General features: G+C 47.7%; 19 protein-coding genes. 7 read left to right on the top strand and 12 right to left on the bottom strand.

The window, feature by feature from the left end; genetic code table 11:
- Positions 1-7: 7 nt before the first annotated feature.
- The 5 genes from AC07Y9_RS04770 to AC07Y9_RS04750 all read left to right on the top strand — a co-directional run bounded on the left by AC07Y9_RS04770 (position 8) and on the right by AC07Y9_RS04750 (position 3,883).
- Positions 8-1,447 carry a cytochrome ubiquinol oxidase subunit I gene (locus AC07Y9_RS04770; protein WP_087092632.1) on the top strand — a complete coding sequence of 480 codons (1,440 nt, stop codon included), beginning with the start codon at positions 8-10 and terminating at the stop codon, positions 1,445-1,447.
- Positions 1,448-1,450: 3 nt separating this feature from the next.
- Positions 1,451-2,458, top strand: coding sequence for a cytochrome d ubiquinol oxidase subunit II (cydB, locus tag AC07Y9_RS04765; protein ID WP_102680950.1), 1,008 nt, complete (start codon positions 1,451-1,453; stop codon positions 2,456-2,458).
- Positions 2,459-2,473: 15 nt separating this feature from the next.
- Entirely contained in the window at positions 2,474-2,635 is a 162-nt protein-coding gene (locus AC07Y9_RS04760) for a DUF2474 domain-containing protein (protein ID WP_102680949.1), read from the top strand.
- Positions 2,636-3,113: 478 nt separating this feature from the next.
- Positions 3,114-3,272: a DUF5993 family protein gene (locus AC07Y9_RS04755; protein WP_219735174.1), complete on the top strand. Its 159-nt coding sequence runs from the start codon at positions 3,114-3,116 to the stop codon at positions 3,270-3,272.
- Positions 3,273-3,283: 11 nt separating this feature from the next.
- The gene (locus tag AC07Y9_RS04750) at positions 3,284-3,883 is read left to right on the top strand and encodes a disulfide bond formation protein B (protein ID WP_087092635.1); all 600 of its coding nucleotides are present in this window, start codon (positions 3,284-3,286) and stop codon (positions 3,881-3,883) included.
- A gap of 259 nt (positions 3,884-4,142) precedes the next feature.
- On the opposite strand, the gene AC07Y9_RS04745 is transcribed toward AC07Y9_RS04750, so the two are convergent.
- From AC07Y9_RS04745 to AC07Y9_RS04725, 5 genes are all read right to left on the bottom strand, one after another.
- Entirely contained in the window at positions 4,143-4,970 is an 828-nt protein-coding gene (locus AC07Y9_RS04745) for a putative adhesin (RefSeq protein WP_146021803.1), read from the bottom strand.
- 11 nt (positions 4,971-4,981) lie between these two features.
- Positions 4,982-6,055 (bottom strand): fimbrial protein, encoded by a 1,074-nt coding sequence (locus AC07Y9_RS04740; protein ID WP_102680948.1) that lies wholly within the window; start codon positions 6,053-6,055, stop codon positions 4,982-4,984.
- 152 nt (positions 6,056-6,207) lie between these two features.
- Positions 6,208-8,763, bottom strand: a complete 2,556-nt coding sequence (locus tag AC07Y9_RS04735; protein ID WP_256580993.1) for a fimbria/pilus outer membrane usher protein — start codon at positions 8,761-8,763, stop codon at positions 6,208-6,210.
- A 33-nt stretch (positions 8,764-8,796) separates the two neighbouring features.
- Entirely contained in the window at positions 8,797-9,537 is a 741-nt protein-coding gene (locus tag AC07Y9_RS04730) for a fimbrial biogenesis chaperone (protein WP_087092638.1), read from the bottom strand.
- An 84-nt stretch (positions 9,538-9,621) separates the two neighbouring features.
- A complete protein-coding gene (locus tag AC07Y9_RS04725; RefSeq protein ID WP_087092639.1) occupies positions 9,622-10,170 on the bottom strand; it encodes a fimbrial protein in 549 nt (182 codons plus the stop codon).
- Between the two features lie 626 nt (positions 10,171-10,796).
- On the opposite strand from AC07Y9_RS04725, the gene AC07Y9_RS04720 reads away from it, so the two are divergent.
- Both AC07Y9_RS04720 and AC07Y9_RS04715 read left to right on the top strand, forming a co-directional pair.
- Positions 10,797-11,414, top strand: a complete 618-nt coding sequence (locus AC07Y9_RS04720) for a response regulator transcription factor (RefSeq protein ID WP_087092721.1) — start codon at positions 10,797-10,799, stop codon at positions 11,412-11,414.
- Positions 11,411-15,097, top strand: coding sequence for a transporter substrate-binding domain-containing protein (locus AC07Y9_RS04715; RefSeq protein WP_102680946.1), 3,687 nt, complete (start codon positions 11,411-11,413; stop codon positions 15,095-15,097). Before AC07Y9_RS04720 ends, AC07Y9_RS04715 begins: the two co-directional genes overlap by 4 nt.
- A 14-nt stretch (positions 15,098-15,111) precedes the next feature.
- Here the strand turns inward: AC07Y9_RS04715 and AC07Y9_RS04710 are convergent, their stop codons facing one another.
- The 7 genes from AC07Y9_RS04710 to AC07Y9_RS04680 all read right to left on the bottom strand — a co-directional run bounded on the left by AC07Y9_RS04710 (position 15,112) and on the right by AC07Y9_RS04680 (position 20,117).
- Complete coding sequence (locus AC07Y9_RS04710; protein ID WP_256580992.1) at positions 15,112-16,653, bottom strand: EAL domain-containing protein; 1,542 nt, start codon at positions 16,651-16,653, stop codon at positions 15,112-15,114.
- Positions 16,654-16,927: 274 nt separating this feature from the next.
- Positions 16,928-17,590 (bottom strand): hypothetical protein, encoded by a 663-nt coding sequence (locus AC07Y9_RS04705; RefSeq protein ID WP_143481924.1) that lies wholly within the window; start codon positions 17,588-17,590, stop codon positions 16,928-16,930.
- A gap of 321 nt (positions 17,591-17,911) precedes the next feature.
- Complete coding sequence (gene lysC, locus AC07Y9_RS04700) at positions 17,912-18,130, bottom strand: Rz1-like lysis system protein LysC (RefSeq protein WP_441346734.1); 219 nt, start codon at positions 18,128-18,130, stop codon at positions 17,912-17,914.
- The gene (locus AC07Y9_RS04695) at positions 18,054-18,455 is read right to left on the bottom strand and encodes a DUF2570 family protein (RefSeq protein WP_087092642.1); all 402 of its coding nucleotides are present in this window, start codon (positions 18,453-18,455) and stop codon (positions 18,054-18,056) included. Before AC07Y9_RS04695 ends, lysC begins: the two co-directional genes overlap by 77 nt.
- Positions 18,452-18,919: a lysozyme gene (locus AC07Y9_RS04690; RefSeq protein ID WP_087092643.1), complete on the bottom strand. Its 468-nt coding sequence runs from the start codon at positions 18,917-18,919 to the stop codon at positions 18,452-18,454. Before AC07Y9_RS04690 ends, AC07Y9_RS04695 begins: the two co-directional genes overlap by 4 nt.
- A gap of 5 nt (positions 18,920-18,924) precedes the next feature.
- Positions 18,925-19,242, bottom strand: a complete 318-nt coding sequence (locus AC07Y9_RS04685; protein ID WP_087092644.1) for a phage holin family protein — start codon at positions 19,240-19,242, stop codon at positions 18,925-18,927.
- A 248-nt stretch (positions 19,243-19,490) separates the two neighbouring features.
- Positions 19,491-20,117: a winged helix-turn-helix domain-containing protein gene (locus tag AC07Y9_RS04680; protein WP_087092645.1), complete on the bottom strand. Its 627-nt coding sequence runs from the start codon at positions 20,115-20,117 to the stop codon at positions 19,491-19,493.
- Positions 20,118-20,258: the final 141 nt, after the last annotated feature.

Below are 20,258 nucleotides of genomic sequence, written 5' to 3'. Positions count from 1 at the left end.
GGCAGTTATGTTTAATCTACAGGCATTAGACTTGGCGCGAATGCAGTTCGCATTTACGGTCTCGTTCCATATTCTGTTTCCGGCGATCACGGTCGGTTTGGCCGGTTACCTGGCGGTTCTTGAGGGGTTGTGGCTGAAGACCCGCAACGATACCTACCGTGATCTGTACCACTTCTGGTCGAAGATCTTTGCCGTCAACTTCGGCATGGGCGTGGTGTCCGGTCTTGTTATGGCCTATCAGTTCGGTACCAACTGGAGCCGTTTTTCGGACTTCGCCGGCCCCATCACCGGTACTCTGCTTACCTATGAGGTACTCACAGCCTTCTTCCTTGAGGCGGGCTTTCTGGGAGTGATGCTGTTCGGCTGGAACCGGGTCGGGCGCGGACTGCATTTCTTTTCTACCGTCATGGTGTCTCTGGGAACGCTGATATCGACCTTCTGGATCTTGGCGTCCAATAGCTGGATGCAGACCCCTCAGGGTTTCGAAATCGTTAACGGCCAGGTGATTCCGACGGACTGGCTGGCGGTGATTTTCAACCCTTCGTTCCCGTATCGCCTCGCACACATGTCGATTGCGGCGTTTGTCGCCACCGCCTTCTTCGTCGGTTCGTCGGCTGCCTGGCACCTGTTGCGCGGCCGTGATAACCCGGCGATCCGCACCATGCTGTCGATGGCCATGTGGATGGCCCTGATCGTCACACCTATTCAGGCCATGGTCGGGGATATGCACGGCCTGAATACCCTGGAGCATCAACCGGCAAAAATCGCCGCGATTGAAGGTCACTGGGAAAATCATGGCAATGAACCGACCCCGTTGATCCTGTTCGGCTGGCCGGACATGAAAGCCGAGAAGACCAGGTTCGCCGTCGAAATTCCTTACCTGGGCAGCCTGATCCTGACCCATAGCCTGGACAAGCAGGTACCCGCACTGAAGTCGTTTGCCCCTGAAGACCGCCCCAACTCGACCGTTGTGTTCTGGTCGTTCCGGGTCATGGCCGGCCTCGGCATGTTGATGGTCTTCACCGGATTGTGGAGCTTGTGGTTGCGCAAGCGCGGAACGTTGTACCAGTGCCGTCCGTTTCTGTACTTGGCGATGTTCATGGGGCCGTCCGGACTGATCGCGATTCTCGCCGGTTGGTTCACCACTGAAATCGGCCGCCAGCCGTGGGTGGTGTATGGCCTGCTGCGTACTACCGATGCCTCGTCGAACCACAGTGTGGCGCAGATGAGCCTTACCCTGGGTCTGTTTGTCGTGGTGTATTTCGCGCTGTTCGGGACCGGTTTCGGCTACATGATGCGTCTGGTGCGCAAAGGTCCGAAGACCAATGAAGGCGCAGAGATCAGCCACGGAGGCCCTGGTCAGCAACGTACGCCGGCCCGTCCGCTATCGGCCGCCGACAACAACGGTGAAGGCGATCACAGCCACAGCCTGAGCAAGGGGAATTGAGTCATGGGTATTGATCTTCCATTAATTTGGGCCGTGGTCATCATTTTCGGCATCATGATGTACGTGGTCATGGACGGCTTCGACCTGGGGATTGGCATTCTTTTCCCTTTTATCAAGGACAAGAGTGACCGCGATGTCATGATGAACACCGTCGCCCCCGTCTGGGACGGTAACGAGACCTGGCTGGTGCTGGGTGGTGCAGCGCTGCTCGGTGCTTTCCCGCTGGCTTACTCGGTGGTGTTGTCGGCGTTGTATCTGCCACTGATTTTCATGCTATTCGGGCTGATCTTTCGTGGCGTGGCGTTCGAGTTTCGCTTCAAGGCCAAGGAAGACAAGCGTCATATCTGGGACAAGGCCTTCATCGGTGGTTCACTGGTCGCCACGTTCTTCCAGGGTGTAGCACTGGGCGCATTCATTGATGGCATACCAGTGGTCAATCGGCAGTTCGCTGGCGGTGGGCTGGACTGGTTGACGCCCTTCAGCCTGTTCTGTGGCGTGGCGCTGATCGTCGCGTATGCCTTGCTGGGTTGTACCTGGTTGATCATGAAAACCGAAGGCAAGTTGCAGGAACAGATGCAAGACCTGGCGCGGCCGCTGGCTCTCGTGCTGCTGGCGGTAATCGCTATCGTCAGTATCTGGACCCCAATAACCCATCCCGAGATCGCCGCACGCTGGTTCACCCTGCCGAATCTGTTCTGGTTTCTGCCGGTGCCGGTCCTGGTGCTGGTAACAACCTGGGGTCTGTTCAAGGCTGTGGCGCGTAATGCGCACTACACACCGTTCCTGCTGACCCTGGTGTTGATCTTCCTCGGCTACAGCGGCTTGGGTATCAGCCTATGGCCGAACATCGTGCCACCATCCATTTCAATTTGGGACGCCGCCTCACCACCGCAAAGCCAGGGTTTTCTCCTGGCCGGCACCTTGTTCATCATCCCATTCATCCTGGGTTACACCTTCTGGAGCTACTACGTGTTCCGCGGCAAGGTCACCCACGAAGACGGCTACCACTAGCAGAGGAGTGCCCCAATGGACAGTAAGAGAATTGTTGAACCGGCCGAGCATAAGCCACTACTACGGCAGCGACTGGGCTGGATGCTGGTGATTTATGCAGGCAGCGTGGCGGCGCTGGGTGTGTTTGCCATGCTGATCCGACTGTTTATGCAGGCGGCGGGGATGAAGTCGCACTGACAGGTTTCTCGATGCTGGAACAGCCTCTTCAGGATATGGATGTCCGAGGGGCTGTTTTTGCTATGGGATCAATACAAAACGATTGCACCTGCTTCACGCTCGGCGTTCCTTCCTTTGGGAGTTGTGTTTGGGGCTCACACAACTTCGTCCTCGTTTTCGCATATACACAAAAGACTTACGCCAATTGATGCGAATCATCTGAAGGGCGGCAAGGGGGTAACCGCGTTCCATCTTGAGCCTTTAACGTTCAGTACACGTTTGTTGGATCGTGTTTTTGGTGACGGCGATCACGTTTCTTTACGCTTTGCAAATGAAAGTTGTACGTTTTTCTTGTTGGACCAGATATGATCAAAAAGTTGATATGAGCGTCAAGACTGATCGTGCATGAAAAAACTGGCATGCATAAGTCAGTGCAGGTGCTGCGACCAGGCTTAAATCAACATAGTTTGCATCGGTCTTCATAAAGGAAAGCTACATAATGTATATGTTTTTACCCTTCTTAATTGCCTTGCTGAGTGCGATTGCTATTTTTTTCGGAAAAAGGCGAGCAGGATTCTGTCTGTGGGGGCTGTTAGTAATTGTCAGTCTGGTGTGGTTTAACTACCACTCAACTGATCCCCTTACCTTATCCTTTTGAAAGGCATTGCCATGTTAAGTAACAACCGTTCGCAACCCTTGAGCGGGGACAATCCTCCCCAATCCTCCAAGCTCAATATTGGCGATACGCTCAATATTCTTGGTCTTTTAGGTATAAGTGTGTCGCTGGTAATTGCATTCTATTATCAGCTGTTTCAGCATGAATTACCGTGTCCTTTATGTCTCCTGCAACGCGTAGGCATGATTACCATAGGTTTTGGCTTTTTAATGAATGTGCGTTTTGGTATACGCAGTGCTCACTACGGTATTGCGCTATTAGGCAGCTTGCTGACTGGAGCTATCGCCTCGCGTCAGGTATTTCTGCATATCCTCCCGGGGGATCCAGGTTATGGGGTGACGCTTATGGGCCTGCATTTCTATACATGGGCTGTGGTGTCTGCCCTTGCATCCATGGTATTCATCTCGGGGCTTTTGCTGCTTAAGAGCTGGGAACAACCATCATCTGTCAAGCAGCAAACACTTTTTCTTGGAAAGTTGTCGATTGTTATATTCATACTTCTAATCGCTGCAAATCTGGTCTCTACATTGTTGGAATGTGGTTTGGGTGAGTGCGAGGCTAATCCTACCTATTATCAGCTACTGAATTTATAGTGTTGTTAAAGACACTATTTTTTCGAAGTTTTGGAGCGTTGCCTTAGAGATTGCTGTATTTCAATACCCCTTTGCACTCCAGCCACTATGGCTGGAGTGCGCTCAACGGCTTGCTGCTAATAGAAAACAGACTCTAATTAGCCTGCCGGGTACGATACTATTCCATTCCCTAAAAATATTCCGGATGCCGACTTGTCGGTGCTGACTGCTTTGATTCCATAGTTGGATATTGATCTGGCCATTGATTAACAGCAGGTAGTCATTTATGAATTCGGCCCAATTGGGGGGGGTGGAGCTTCGGCATTTGTTTGGGCAGATATTCACCGCTCTCGATGAAGCGATCTGAATAATCATAGTGATCAAGTTTTGTAAGAATCTCGCCCTGGGCTTTACTTTCAAGAGTAATGCGCGAGCTTTCGGTGCACTCGTTAGTAGGAAAGGCAAAGCGGATTGCTGAAAGGCTGCGTGGAAAATGGGGCCTATGGAGCGCCGCTGGGCTTTTGGCTACGGTGCAAATACTCATTAGTTGCTGTCGCGACGTGTGCGTCCTCTGTATAGGAAGTGGTGATGAAGCCACTGGAGCGATATGGGTTTCTGGCTTTGAATCGAGCAGGAAATTGCGACAGAAAACGCAGTGGACCTCTTCGTAGTAGATACCTTCTTTCGCCAATTCGGCAAGCGCGGTTTCTAATGAAAGAAAGCTATTTTTCAGCAGTAGCCCCGGTGCCTTGCGATTGCGTACGGCCAGTACGTCTACGCCCTCTAGTTTGACGCCATAGCTAATTGCAAAATATGAATCTTTACTGTATTTGGACAATAAGTAATTACGTATTGGGTTTTCGGGTTCTCGCCGCTCAAAGGGTGTAACTTCGTTGCGCATGACACTACTCAAACCCGGATCTTGCAGGGTCTTGCCGTCCGGACCATAAAAAAACAGTGAGGTATTGGCTGGGACACGAGTATTCATGCCGGGCACATAGGCCCCGTGGCTTGTTATGATAAGCTTTTTGCTAGGGTTCCCAAGAGTTTTTTGAAAGAGATAGAAGTGCTCTCCGAGTGGAATTATATCAAGTGGGAGTGGTTTCATATTGGGTTTCCTTATTTATATGTTAACGTAAAGTTCGCTGTTGCATTTGCACTGCCTGGCTGTGGTCCGGCCGCAGAACTGCTTGTTTGGATATAACGGGCTTTAAGCGGTACATCGGTTATGCCGTCCTGCAAGCGCACAATAGGGGTGTCTACTCCTAATGTTACTGGAGTCTTACCATCGGCTTGTAGAATTTGCACAGCCAAGCCGGTCGCCGTTGAGTCGCTATTCAGGCTGAGTATGCCTTTGTCGGCGTCCAGTACAGTCGAGCCCTTCGCGCCTTCGAATCGAATATTGGCGTTGCTGGTCTGGAAGAAGTTCCATGGCTGGTCGGTTGGATAAGACCCGGACACGCAGTCGGTCAACTGAATATTAAATCCTGCAGCGTCCGAGGTGCTCCCTTTACCGTTAAAATGACGTTTTTCTATAGTACCCATTAATACTTTGATCTGTGTGCCGACACCCTTAGGTAGTGTGCATTCAGAGCGAGTGATGCTGCCGTCGAGAAAGAGCTGATCTATTGGTCCAGAGATGTCACTGGCGTACAGAGAACTAATTAGTTGATGATTGAAGTTCTGATTGCCTGTGGCGATTTCTCCAATCTTTACTAGCGTGACCCAATAATCTGATTTGGGAATCCTTGTCATCCTTGAGGTCGGGCCGAAGGTTATAGTGTAAGGTACATATGGGTAGCTTCCGGTGATTTCCCAGCCAACGGTACGTTTCTCAGTTCTAACAATGACGCCAATTCCTGAGATGTTGGTTTCCATTAACGAGCCTGATGTAAGAGTTGTGCCGGCAACAGGGATGTCGCTGACTATTTTATTTGCAGTTGAGAATTGAATATTATCTCCAGATGCTCTGCACCTAAAGGCGCTCTTCCAGTCGCGTGAAACATAATATTCTCTAGTGCCGATTACTGAGCCGATCGGTGCATCACGTGGAATATATATATTGCCAAAATTTATTGTCGTTGTGCCTCTAGTGAAGCCAGCATCCAAGATGCATTTGGCATAAGCATTAAATGCTAAAAAGCTACTGCTTAGTAGGATTGTGAGAGTGAGTTTTATTCTAAATGGTAGCATGTTAAGTCGTCTCCAAATAAAAGCTGTGCAGATATAATTATTTTAAGTAGTGAAAATATGCTTTTCATAAGCTTGAAAGATGTTGAATGGGCTTCAGTTGAGCCTTTCATGTTAAATGTCGATCATCCGGTAATTGCAATTAGGGTAAAAGATCAGTGGTCTATCCGGCACAACGCATCCATCACCCGATAGCCGTCTTTGCTTGGCGTCTTGTCGATATCCACTTGGACTTCACACTGCTGCCTCTGGCCTTTGCCCCACTTCATGGTGAAAGTCTTGCCGCTGCCCACCGAAAGCAGAACTCGTCCGGCCTGCCCGACAACCCCTGCATCTATGCCTTTCTCGTTATACACAGTCGTGCCGAATGGCAGCAGCGAACCATCTAGCAAACGTATATTGAGCAGAGCTTTCTCCGATCGGCTGGCCGTAAAAGATACCTTGACCACCGCACCGCGACGCGGCACCACATTCGTCACGCCTTCGAGGATATCGACACTGCTTTCCAGTTCACTGGTGTCCACCGCTACCCGGTTTCTGCGATAAGGCGTCAAGTACGGCACTACTGCGTAGCCTTTTTTGTTGGTCAAAGTACCAGGAGCATTGAGCAGGCCGACATTTGGGGTGTCCTTGACATTCACCAGGGCGACGGTTTCCCCCAGGTTTTGGCCAAACTCAATGCCGTCACTGTGGGCCAATACAGAGCCGGAGGTGCTGATCGAGCTTTGTTTATAGCCTGGACCGGTACTGACCCCGGCACCCAGTTGAGCGAATGGAGCGAGATAGGCGATTTGTGCTGAGCCAGTGTTGCCGCGACTGCGTGCGCGGTTGGTATCGATGCTGTAGCTCAGGTTGCCATTGTTGCCACTCAAGCCCGCTCGCTGATCGAGCGTACCATCGGTATTGCGGGTAAGGCTGAAGGTGCCGGTATTGCGTTGACCCAAAGGCATCGACAGGGTGAGCACTACCTGGTTGGTCTCACCAAAACTGTCCACCAGTGTTTTGCTGGCATACGCGCCCAAGGTTATGCCTTTGTATTGGGTGTTGAAGCCTAGTTGCATCTGTTTCTGTTCATGGGAGGTGCCCCAGTAATCCTGTTGGCTGACGTTTAGATACAGGGAGCCAATGTTGCCCAGCGTTTGGTTGATGCTGGCTTCGATCCTGCTGCGTTTGGATATATTCGTGTAAGCATTGATTTGCTGTTGCTCCACCGCTTCGCCGAAGTCGCGATAGCCTTCGGTGGAGTAGCGATATCCGGCGAAACGCACAAAGGTTCCGCTATCGAATGCCTTGCCGTAGCGCAGGGTATAACTCTGCCCGTTTTTCGTAGTGTTCCTGGTAGCCACGTCTTTTGGGAGCTCGGTTTGTGCCTGAGTAACGTCCAGGGAAATTGCTCCGAGGTTACCGAGGCTTTTACCAACACCGAGTACACCGGCGCGATAGAAATCACTGCCCTGCAGGCCGCCGTAGAGGGTTAGGTCGTATGGCAGGCCATAGGCCAGCGAAGCCTCACCGAACATTGGTCGATAGCCGGCACTGGCCGAGTTGTATTGAGCAAGGGTCAAGCTGTAGCGCCAGGTCTTTTCCCGCAGCATGTTGCCAAGGGTGGCGTAAGGTTGAGTGAAACGCCGCTCACGACCATCAGCCTCGGTGATCACCACCTCCAAATCACCGCTACCACTGGCGGTGTTTAAGTCATTGATTTCGAATGCCCCTGGCGCAACATAAGTGGTGTATAGCGAATAGCCATTTTGCCTGACTTCGACTTTTGCCTGGGTCTCAGCGATACCCCGAATAATTGGCGCATACCCCTGCATCGAGTCCGGCAACATGGCCATATCCGATGCCAATTGCATCCCGCGAAACGGCACGCTGTCGAACATATCGCCGGGAGTGAAGCTTTCACCTAGCGACAATGTACCCTTGATGCTGGTGAGGTCCCGTTGTGCGTAAGTATTGCTGCGTTGCCAGAGGCTTGAACCTTGGCTGTCCTGACGGAATGAGGAACTGGAACGAAAGCGCCAGTCCCCAAGATTGAAACCGCCGTTGGCATATAGGCTGGTTTGGCTGCTGCTACCTCGCGTGTTGCTTCTGGTTTGGGCTGTAGAGAACTGGTAATTGAGTATCCCCGCATTGATACCGCGATCCCATTCTTCAGGCGAGACATAACCGGCGGCGTCCCGACGCAAAGCGATTTGCGGCACGCTGATATCCAGCGCCAGGCGGTGAGGGTCAAAACTCACTGAGGCGTCTTTGATCAGGGCTTCGAGGTCGACGCATTCAGGCAGAAATTCACCTGGCTTGATGAAGGCCTCTAGCTTGACCCCGAGTTCTTTGAGGAGTGCTGGCGACAAACATGGCCGCACATCGCCGCTTTTCGGGTCTTTGGCTAGCGTCATGTCTCGACGGTCGAAAAAACTCTGGTTCAAGCGAATCGTGACAGAGTAGGTGCCGGGAGCAATGCTGCTGTTGGCGATGGCATCCAGGTCCAGCTTGGGACTAGTGGAAGTTGCGCCAAGTGATTGCATGAAGTCCGAATCGAACTTGGCTGGTTCTCTCGCATATGCTCCCGTAGCAAGTAGTGCCGTTATGACGCTGGCACACAGGTGGGTCGGGGTAAAAGAGGGTGTCGTGAGACTGATTACCGAAACAACGACTCGCATAACAATACTCAAAACGAAGCCCACCTTGAACGCGGTGAGCTGATTCACTGAGAAGGTCGAAATGGCGTAGTAGAAGGTGCTTTACGGAGCGGAAGTAAGCGGTACATGCAGTGGTTTGCTATAACCGCCGTAGTCGTTGATCGCGGAAAAGATCACTTCACCCTTATTGTTCTTGAAGCCAGGCAATGGGTAGCTTTGGCTTTTCATCGGGGCGACCATCTTGGGTTCGAGCACTTCGATCTTCTGCTGGCCGGCAACGACTTGCACGCCTATGAATGACACATGGAACGGTGAAGGATTATTCACCTGAAGGAAGGTTTTGCCTTGCTTATAAACCAGGCTCCAGCGCAACTCTGGAAGCGCATCCATGGACGAGCCCTGGAGCTTTGGGGGGCGATAGAAGAGTTTGATTCGCGTACGCAAAGCGACTTTCAAGGTGTTCCCGTGTTCTGTACCGGCAACGGGAATTTCCTGGGCATTGAAATAAAATACTGACTCTCGATCTTCTGGTAAGGCACCTGGTACTTTACGGATGCGTACGATTTGCTCTTTGCGTGGGTCTAGGCGGAACAGTGGTGGTGTGGCCATGAACGGTGTCGGAGTACTGTTGTCATCGGTTTCGGTGTTAACCCAGGCCTGCACCGCATAAGGCTGTCCAGTGGTATTACTGACAGTGATAGACGCATCACGCTTACTACCGTCATACACTATTCGTGTACCACCGAGCATGACGCCGGCTTGACTGAGACTGCTGAACAACGACGTACTTAGCAGCAATACCAACGCTGGCCTGCCTAAGGAAAATAGGGTGGTAAGTTTCATTTGACTATTCTCTGTCGCTCTCGGCGTAACGCCGAAGGTAATGTGATGGCAGTCTGAGTGCTGCCATCAACAAGACTTAAAGGGTTACTGGTAGTCGACGGTGAACGAAGCTTTGGCGTTGGCAGACCCTGCTGTAGCTGTGCCGGTGGCAATGTAGTTGGTGGTGAAACGCAGAGGTTGGGTCAGATCCAAATATGGCTCGGAGGCCAGGCCCAGTTGAACGTCCTTACCGGTAGCGTCTTTAATCTGCAAGGCAACGTTGTTGGCTTCTTTGCCACCATCCTTAGTGATGCCGATCCATTGACCACTGGAGCCGGCGCTACCGCTTAGGCTCTGGAATCTAACCACTGCCTTCTTACCGGTCACGCTGCACCCTGGTGCTGTTGTGTCGATGGTCATCGTGAATGCACCACCGCCTGCAATATCGCCAGAATTGGCCAAGGAGGTGGCGGGCACAGTGCCAAGGCCTACATCACCAGCCACACTACCGTTCAGGTCTTTGACAACCACTGGGCAAGTGTTGTCGGAAACACTCCCGATGAAATTGATTTGGCCATCAGCGGCTATGGCCGCTTCGGAGCTCGCGGCAAGAATAAGTGCGGTACATAGGGGCTTGAGAGAGTTTTTTCTCATAACGTTATCCAAATTGTGAAATGTTCTGAAATCTGTTGGGCTTTAATCGCTTGATAAATTGCATTCCGCATAGGACCGCATGTTTCAAGGAGGGGTAATTGTCGTAAGGAGCTCGAATAGATTCAGTGGGGCTTTTCTCTGTCTAGCTGAGGAATGCTCTATAGATAGTTGCAGAAATTTCCTCAACAAAAAATGGCCTGGAAAAATACTTCTTGCTTAGGGGGCAGAGTTTTAGTAGGTAAGAAAGTCTCTGGTTTGGAGTTTATGTGCTGATAAGTTATAAGTTTTTGTCGGGCCGAGTCAGGGGGTGTATATTGAAAAAGAATCGCCTCCTAGTGAGTGTCGAGATGGCGAGGTACGCTACAAGAAGCAGAGTGAATGTTCTTGCGGTATATGAAGGTGTTAACTGACTATACGGTGGAGTATTATTAAGCGTGAGCGGAGCCGTGCATGAATTAAGATGGAGAGAAAGAGATTTTTATTAGTCAATGAAGTAAGGTTTTAATTTTAGGGCTTGTCAGTTCAAAGAAAGGCTGGAAGATGTCGATCTGCCCCCCCTTAGGAAAATCAGTAACACTTTCAATTGGGCGCCAGAGCTGTGCGTGTCAGTTGTATGGGAGCGCAAAATGAGAGATGTATTGATTGTTGATGATCATCCAGCCATACGAATGGCGGTTAGGATGGTATTGGAGCAGAATGGGTATTTGGTTGTTGGCGAAACAGATAATGGTGTTGATGCCCTCAGAATGAATCGCGAGCTAGTTCCTCAGCTAATGATTCTAGATATAGGCATTCCAAATCTGGATGGCCTGGCTGTTATTGAAAGGGTGAAAGCTCAAGGCGCAAACGTCAAAATTTTGGTATTGACCGCTCAGCCCGCAGCTATTTTTCTACCACGTTGTATCCGGGTCGGTGCTGCAGGGTTTGTTTGTAAAACCGGGGGTATGCATGAGTTGGTCGGCGCATTGGCTGCGATGAAAGCAGGGTATACTTGCTTTCCAGATCTGCCATTTGAAAATGTACTTGATAATAGTGCTAATAGTGGCGCCTGCAATAGGCTCACTGATCGAGAAATTGAAGTTCTCCGGCAGTTGGCTTCTGGAACCTCGAACAAGGAAATAGCCGAAGCCATGAGTTTGAGCAATAAAACTATCAGTAGCTATAAGTTTCGGATTATGGATAAACTAAAAGTGAATAACCTGATTGACTTGGTCGAGGTCGCAAAGCGAGATGGTATAATATGAACAACAAGCGCTTACGGAATAGCATCTTGTCGTTGTCGTTGTCGTTGTCGTTGTCGTTGTCGTTGTCGTTGTCGTGTGTTGTGAGTCATTCAAAGGCTGAGGGATTAAGTTATAAGGAGTTGCAGGTATCGGGAAGATCTTCAGCGAATATTGAAGTTGATTTGTCAGCTAGTGATAGGCTCTGGCTAAGCCGTAAGAAGAGAATTGTTTTGGGTACTTCATACCCGGACTATCCTCCGTTGAATATGAGCGTTAATGGGGTTTTATACGAGGGGATCACCGCTGATTATGCAGTGCTCATAGCAAAGATGTTAAATGTGGATATTGTCGTTCGACAGTATCGGTCTCGTGATGCGGCAATACAAGCTCTCAAGTTGGGTGAGGTTGACATTCTAGGCGGCGCTAATAATTATGATGTCGCCTATTCTGATGTTGTGTTAAGTAATTCTTACTTAAATGACCAGCCAGTGCTATTCACTCGGGTAGGAGAGAGCCATTTGGTTGACTCCAAACTCGAGGGGAAAAGAGTTGCTATGCTGAACCACTATTTACCTCTAGAGGCTGTATGTCGTTTTTATCCAAAATCAAAATTGGAATTGTTTACTTCGACAAGCAACGCAATTGGAGCGGTAGTTTTTGGTCAGGCAGATGTTTATCTTGGTGATATTGTTAGTAGTAGTTATTTGGCAAGCAATAGCTTTTTTAAAGATATAGAGCCTGCTGGTTTTTCAAAGATGAAGGTTTCGAACTTTTCGTTTGCTTTATTGAGGGGGAGTGAAAGGCTAAAAAGACTTGTCGATCGAGCACTAAAGGCTATTCCATTAAATGAGAAGATGCTTATTGTTCGGCGCTGGGATCACAATGGAGTATATTTTTTCGGCGATCAGCGGATTGAGCTTAGTGCGATTGAAAGAGAATGGCTAGGCAAGCACCCGATAGTCAATGTTGCCGTAGATGCTGGGAACGCACCATTTTTATTTAAAAAAGATGGCCTGGTTCAAGGAGTAAGCAAGGACCTACTCAACGAAGTCAGCTTCAAAACAGGAATTAAGTTCAAGTTTGTCTCAGTAGATTCGTGGGAGGATGTGTTACAAAGCCTTGAGTCGGGAAGAGTAGACTTGATCGGGGCTGAATCCTCCGATGAGAAGAGAGAGCTCAATAGGATTTTTAGTCGGCCTTATCTAGTTGATCCTTTGGTTTTGGTTTCAAATGTAAGCAATGTGAATATTAGAACATTAGAGGGGCTTCTTGGGAGGACAGTCGCATCAGTGCGGCATAGGGCAGCAGTTGAGTATGTAAAAAATAAGTACCCAGGTATAAAGTTTGTCGAAGTAGCGTCGACGGCGGAAGCCTTTTCATTGGTTGTACAAAAAAAGGTTGATGCGGCAATAGATTATAGGATGGCGGCTGACTATAAAATATCGAACTCGTACAAGGGGGAGTTGAAAGTTGTCACGGTTTTAGGGGAGGGACCAGAAAGTATTGCATTCGCTATGTCGGATAAATCTAAAATATTGGGATCGATTTTAGATAAGGTAATAGTCAGTCTACCAGCCTCTAAAATAAACTCGATTATTGATTATTGGGTTGCTGATTCTCGGAGGGATTCGGGCTTTTGGGAGAGATATAGAAAGCTGATCATAGAGCTAATTTTTTTATTCGGGTTGTTATTAGCAATCTCTATTGCTTGGGCCGTCTATTTCAGATGCCAAGTGATTAGGCGTATAGCGGTAGAGAAAGAGTTATGTGATCAGTTGAAGCTTATGCAGGATTTAATTGATGGAACGCCAAATCCTATCTATGTAAGAGACAGAGCTGGGCGGTTGGTAATATGCAATATGTCTTATCTGGAGTCATTGTCGGTTGACAGAACCAATGTAGTTGGCAGACGCCTTACAGAAGTCACGGGTGTGAATAAGGAGGAAGCAGCCAAGTATGAGGCTGATTATAAGCGCGTGATGAAAGATCAAGTGCCTCTCGTGTCCGACCGCAGTATTTACGTGCCCACAAAAGATCAGGTACTTGACATATATCAGTGGATCTTGCCATATCATGACTCCGAAGGGATTGTTAAAGGCATAATTGGTGGGTGGATAGATATAACAGACAGAAAAAAAATGGAAGAAAACTTGCGTTTCGCAAAAGATCAAGCCGACTTGGCCAGTCGTGCCAAGACTACGTTTCTAGCTACCATGAGTCATGAAATAAGAACCCCGCTTAATGCTGTAATCGGAATGTTGGAAATGTCGTTAAGGAAAGCTGATCAGGGAGAGTTTGACCGCGTGGCCCTTGAAGTCGCTTACGATTCCGCGAATGGTCTGCTGGGGTTGATTGGGGACATATTGGATGTGGTTCGCATCGAGTCTGGCCTCATGGAGTTGTGTCCCGCACGGACCAATCTAAGAGGCTTGATTGAGTCGGTAGTTGGGGTTTTTGACGGTCTGGCCCGGCAAAAAGGGATCCAGTTGCTATTCGATACTGATCCTACGCTACAGACTGATGTTCTTATCGATGCGCTTAGGTTCAAACAGATTATCTCTAATCTCCTGAGCAATGCGATCAAGTTTACTGAGCATGGCAAGGTTGAGATCCTGCTTGATGTCATACCCTCTAAAGATAAAAGCATTAATGAAATCTGTATAAAACTGACTATATGTGATACAGGCGTTGGAATCTCTGCTGAGGACCAATTGAAATTGTTCTCTGCATTTTCTCAAGTACATGGCTCGGAAAGAGCTAGGAAAGATGGAGCGGGTCTTGGGTTAATGATCAGTCGTACTCTCTGCGAAATAATGGGAGGAACGCTGATTTTAACAAGTACCTTGGGTATTGGCACAAGCGTAGAAATTTCTCTGGATTTGACGACTCTGGATCCATTGCCGATTGTAGCTGTCCCTGATGTGGACAACAAAATTGCAACCACTCAAAAGCTGAAAGTATTGATTGTTGATGACCATATGGCAAATTTGTTGCTGCTAAACCGGCAACTTGAATATCTTGGTTGTTTTGTAAGCCAGGCTGACAATGCTGAAAGAGCATTGAGTATCTGGCGGTCAAGCCACTTTGATGTTGTTATTACGGACTGCAGCATGCCGAATATGAGCGGTTATGAATTGGCTAAAGCTATTCGTGATGATGAAGTATGCCGTGCTTTAGCTCCTTGTACCATTTTTGGTTTTACGGCAAATGCGCAAACTGAAGAGAAGGAGCGTTGTTTGCTGTCTGGTATGAATGATTGTTTGTTTAAACCGATCAGTCTTTCAGATTTAAGTCAAAAACTACTGGCGGTACAAAGTATTTCGGGTTCTGATCAGGGGGAGGGAGGTGAGACAGCGGAGGTCATAAATTTAAATGGAATCAAGCACCTGTTGAGCGACGACCCAGGAATGGTGGCGAGCCTTCTGGAAAGTCTGGCTAGTTATAATGAGAAGGACTTGGCTATATTGCATGGGCTAACAGAGTCCTTCGATTATCCTTCAATAGTTTGTTTGGCCCATAAAATAAAAGGGGGGGCAACTATTGTAACTGCTACCGAGTTAATAAAATGTTGCCAGGAACTGGAAAGTGCTTGTGCGCAGAGTCAATCCTTGCCAGCTGTTGAAAAACTGATTTTGAAAATTGAAGAGCATATTGTTGCAGTTAATGAAGTACTTGCCCTCACTGCGAGGCATCTAAGGGGTTGATGAATCGCTAATACTTAATTTACTGTGCCTGTTTGGTTGAGTTTTTCAATGAATATATCAAGGGGCAAAGGGCGACTATACAAATATCCTTGCAAGTATTTGACTTTTCGCTCTTTTAGGTACTTCTGTTGCTCTGGTGTTTCTATTCCCTCTGCAACGACTGAGAGATTTATTTTTTCTGATAACTCCAAGATGCTTTCAATTATGTGCGTTGATAACGAATCCATTCCGATCATCGATACAAAACTTCTGTCTATTTTAAGATAGTCAACCTTGAATTTTCTAAGGTAGTCAAGGCTAGAGTGCCCGGTCCCAAAGTCATCTAATGCAATTTTTACTCCTGCGCTGTTAAGCCTGTCAAACAGCTCATAGGTGGTTGCGCCTGGCTCAATGATTTCGCGCTCGGTGATTTCTAACACTAGGGTAATCGAATCCTTGGGGAAGGCGTTTAAAAAAAGTTGGCAGTCATGAATCAACTCAAGATCGTGGCAGTGACGGTTGCTTATGTTGAAACCAATGTGAAAGCCTTTGCCGAGTTTCTTGCTTATAGGTGCTAATTTTTTAGTGACTTGCATCATTACTGATTGTGTCATAGGAATGATAAGACCTGAATGTTCAGCGTAAGGTATGAATAGATCTGGGTGCACTAAACCATCTCTAGAGTGATTCCAGCGCATCAGCACTTCAGCCCCTATCCAGGTCCCGTCTTCGGCACTAACGATGGGTTGCATATACGGAATGAACTCTCCAGCGCTCAATGCTCTTTTTAGTTCTTGGGAGAGCGGGGAGGTGCGCCCGAGAGTCCAGTAGATGACCCCACCAGTTGATAGGCCAAGGAAGATAAATACTGCAAACAATTCAATATAATTTTTTTCTATATATTTTAAAACTTCCCCATTTTCGAATCCTGAAGCGACACTAAAAGCATACTTCTTTGAGGTGATCTGTGTTTCTGCTACGGGGTACCTTTTGCGCTCTGCGGCAAATACATGGCCATTGGAAGACATCCATTTTGATCCCACGATCAGGACTGGATGACTGCCTTTGCTCCCATACTGAAGTACATCCTTCAAGTAGCGTCCATCAATGACGGCAAGCGCGCCTTTTTCATTTTCGCTCTTTCGGTATGTTAATACTGGGATATCAGGAGTTGCTACATTTCCAGGTGACAAAGAAAGCTGCCCGTTTACATAATCTTTTGAATTAATATGTTCGAAAAAGCTTCCAAATAGTGAGCTGCAGTAAAATTTATCATTCAATGTTACCCCAACTGTTCGAACAAAAAGTCGTTGAGTAGTTTGCTCTCTCAGCAGAAACTGAACATCGTCACAAGAGCTTCCAGCCAGACGATAAGTGTTTGATGTGGCTCCCTCGGCGTTGTCGAGCATAGAGTTGAACTGTTGAATAGCTGCTTTGGCGACCGACTCGGATTGTTGCTCTAATGTTCGATTTGCCAATGAGTGGAGGGTGACTATACCGCAAGCTATTGGAAATAGGCCTATTAAAAACGATGTGCAGAAATTTAATACAATTTTCTTGTGGTGTTTGATAGTCAAAGAGAATTGCTCTATCCCGAGGGTCATGAGAAGTTAATAGCTATATGCTTGGATCATATGAGTGGCGCACTCATTCGGATATGAGAAATACCTCTCCCATTTGTTTTTGAGAGGTGCATGAGACAATAGAGATAGGTTTAATGGTTGTCAATCTAAACTGAGAGATTTTTCAGGGGCATGGGGTTTAAGAGGGTTTGGCATGTAAGTTAGAGGTGTCCACTATGAAATAAACTCTTTTTTTAGCGATTTTTATCCAGACACCTCTTCGTGAAAACTATTCTCCGTAGTTTTTAAATTTGTCTTCTGGGAGTAGGTGGCCTACTTTAAGTCGTTGGACTTGTTTGTGGAGGTTTTCGGGTGGCATATAGTGGCCGCTTGAGTTATTCCATGAGATAAGTTTGCCATTTGCAAACTCTATTTCTCCGGCATAATAAACTGCTGCACCTCTGGAGATGGCCGTGTGTCCGCCATTTATGCGCTCCCCCAGCCTAACCTCCCAGGGGCGGCTAATTAGAATAGTATAGCAAAACCAGCCGTCCGCTAGAGAGTTTGAGTCGATGTGATATCGTCCATTTTCGATAGAAAGTGTTTTGTATGCTTCTTTTTTTCTAATATCACCCTTATTTTCAATTGCAGTCATTCCATCTATTACTGGTTCGGGGATGATTGTTAATAAATCATCCATGTGGCTCTCTATCGTTTGTTTGACTTTCTCGGCAGTGCTTTCTGTTTTCTTCGCACGCTGCAGAGTTTCTATGATTCTGAGTTTTGTTTCTACAAAATTCGCCATTTTTTCATTGAATAAATAGCCGTCTTTTTTATTTGTTTCTTCTTTGTAGCGAAACAAAACGTCGCTCATCCACTCTTCTGAGTCATCTTTGTTTGAAGGTCTTGTTTTGGTAGGAGACTCTTCTATAGCATCTTTGGCATGGTACATTATTTGTTCTCTATAAAGTACACTGGCTGTTCAGTGGAGGGCTGATGGAATGGTTTGCGTTTGAGTTTTTCCTAATTGCGCAGATTCAGAATTTTCGCTTTGAAAAGGCCTTGAAGTGGCAAGAGGTTTTTGTAATTGTTGTTGATAATATATTGGCATATTTGCACGTAGAGCTTGTTTTGAGTTGGTAGCAGCTGATACTCAAGAAAGAGGCAGGGTCGGATTAAGGTCGTTTATAGCCTGAGTAAAATACCACCGGCTTACTTTAGTTAGCATCAGACAAGCAACTCCATCAGTACCTTTGGACCTGCTCGGATTTGCTCAGTGGGACGAGCGATAGGTTTCTAACCGCCTGATCCCCTGAATCTGCTGGTTGCAGCGCTCCAGCGCATTGAGCAGTTGCTCATTCAGTATCAGGCTATCTCCGTAGGTCATGGTTGAAGGGATAGTCGGCCCATAGCATTCAACCAGCAGGCTGGCGGGCAGCGGAATTGGAGGCGGTGGTGTGAGTGTGTTCGGCGTGCTGGCGCAACCGCTCAACAACAGCAGCAGGAACAGGCTCCCGAGCGCAGGACTCTTTAACCAGCACGGTTTTAATAATGGATTGCACCTGTTCACTCTGTTGTTGGCGTTGTAGCTTGGCATTTTCAGTCGCCTGAGTAATTTGATCGAAGAAGCGCAGGGTTTTTAGCTGCTGCTCCAGCTGTGCTTGGGCTTCATCCCGCTGTTCTGTCAGATAAAGATTTTCTTGTTGCAGAGTGCGAACATCTGCCTGCTCACAGCGTAGCTGCAGCCATAGTCCGCCGATGACAATGGCTCCTACGCCCAGCAGGGCGCAGGACCAGTTTCGTAATAGCCAGCTCATAGCAGAAATAGCTCGCGCTCGAGCCGTCGGCGGTTAAGTAGGCCGGCAGAGGTGATTTTCTGTCGCGTCTTCGCATCAGTCAGCTTGCACCAGGCTAAAAATTGTTCCGCGGCCTGCAGAACATTTCCTTTATTCAACTCCTTCAGCAGCGTTGATTGGCTAAAGTTAGTGGTACCGATGTTATAGATCAGGGAAACCAAGGCGTCATACTGGTTCTGGGTTAACCCAATAAACTTCACTAAGCGGTTGACATCTTTTTCAAAGGTTAGCAATGAAGTTCTCAGTAAGCGTTCGGCACACTCTTCGTCAATGGCCATACCACGGTTAATAGATTGGCCATTCACCTTTCCTGTCGTGCCATAGCCAATGGTCCAGATCCCGGCACTGTCCTGGTAAGCGCTGAGCTTACAACCTTCAGAAGCCTTAATAGCAGACAGGCCATGTTTGGATAGTGTGTAGGTCATTATGCTTATGACTCCTTTGGCGTATAGCGTTGAATAATCGATAGCAGTTTCTTTTGTAGGGCTTTTAATAGGGCGATACCCAGGGTGCCGGAGATCCCGGCAATACTAAAGGTAATGGGAATGGATAGATGGTTATCCAATGCCAATAGCCCACCCAGGATCCCTGTAAAGCAGGAGACAAAGATTTGAGAAATAAGCAAAGCGCATGACGCTTTTTCATGGGTGTCTCGTATATGAATGATATAGGCCACAATGCCGCTCCAAATGGAAATGGCAAATAACCCAGCGCAGACAATGCTAATGTCATTAAATAAGGAAAGCATTTTGTCACCTCTATATTGTTGGCCTGGGAAAATGTAGAGGCGCGATGTGTGTAGTGGCAATCTATATATTGTATATAATTATTAGTTGGGTGGGCTTTAAGTGCTTCGAGCATTGGGAGGGGAGGTGGTTGAATGAGATGGATGAGCTAACTATGCTTCACCTCACGTGAGGCAAGCTTGTAGATGTCACACGTGCAGCATAGTTTGCTCAGTATTAATGTGGTTTTTCTCGGCAGGTGTCCATAAGGCTAGAAGCTTATAGTCATATGTTCATCGGTATTTTTCTCATTTTTAAAACATAAGTCATATCCATTTATCGTTCTGGTTACGTAAACACTTTCAACCCCATCGACAGGAAGCTGCTCTAAATCAACAAGAAGGGGAGCCTGTGTGATAGATATGAATATCTGGTAAGCATATATAATGCAGAAGCTCAGTGTGATGAAAAAGGCAACACGCCGGACTCTGTGTCGTTTGGATGGTTTATCGGGCGAAGGTGAGGGGAGGAGGGGGAATACGCTCTGTTCAGAGCAACTATCATCCGCCTTTATCTGCTCATCATCCTCTTTAGGCAGAATGAAGCGATAACCTTGGCGATATACGGTATGTATAGCTTCACCCAGCTCACAGTAGCGTAATGTGCGGCGTAGTTTACAGACCAGCTGTAATAGGTTGCTTTCCTCGACGCCATTCTTACGCTCAGGCCAGACTAACTGAATCAATTGTTCGCGACTTAATATGTTCCCTTCTTGTGCATGCTCCCATAGCGCTAGTAGCAGTTGCTTTTCTTTCTCTGTAATTGGGAAGACACTATCTCCATGGGAAATTTTGTTTAGATTGCTGTCTAAAGAAACATTTTTTGTCAGCCTTAACATTACGCAGTCCCTCATTGTTTAGTGTTTGTGCATCCGCTATGAGTAGGTCTGGCCTGGATAGCCTGGACGCGTTGAAAATTTATATGATTCTTGTACTAATGCAAGGAAATTATAGGGTTCAAATAATTGATTTTGTTATGT

It is taken from the genome of Pseudomonas sp. GW456-L12 (assembly GCF_059424045.1).
This window is presented reverse-complemented; position numbering and strand designations above follow the sequence as displayed.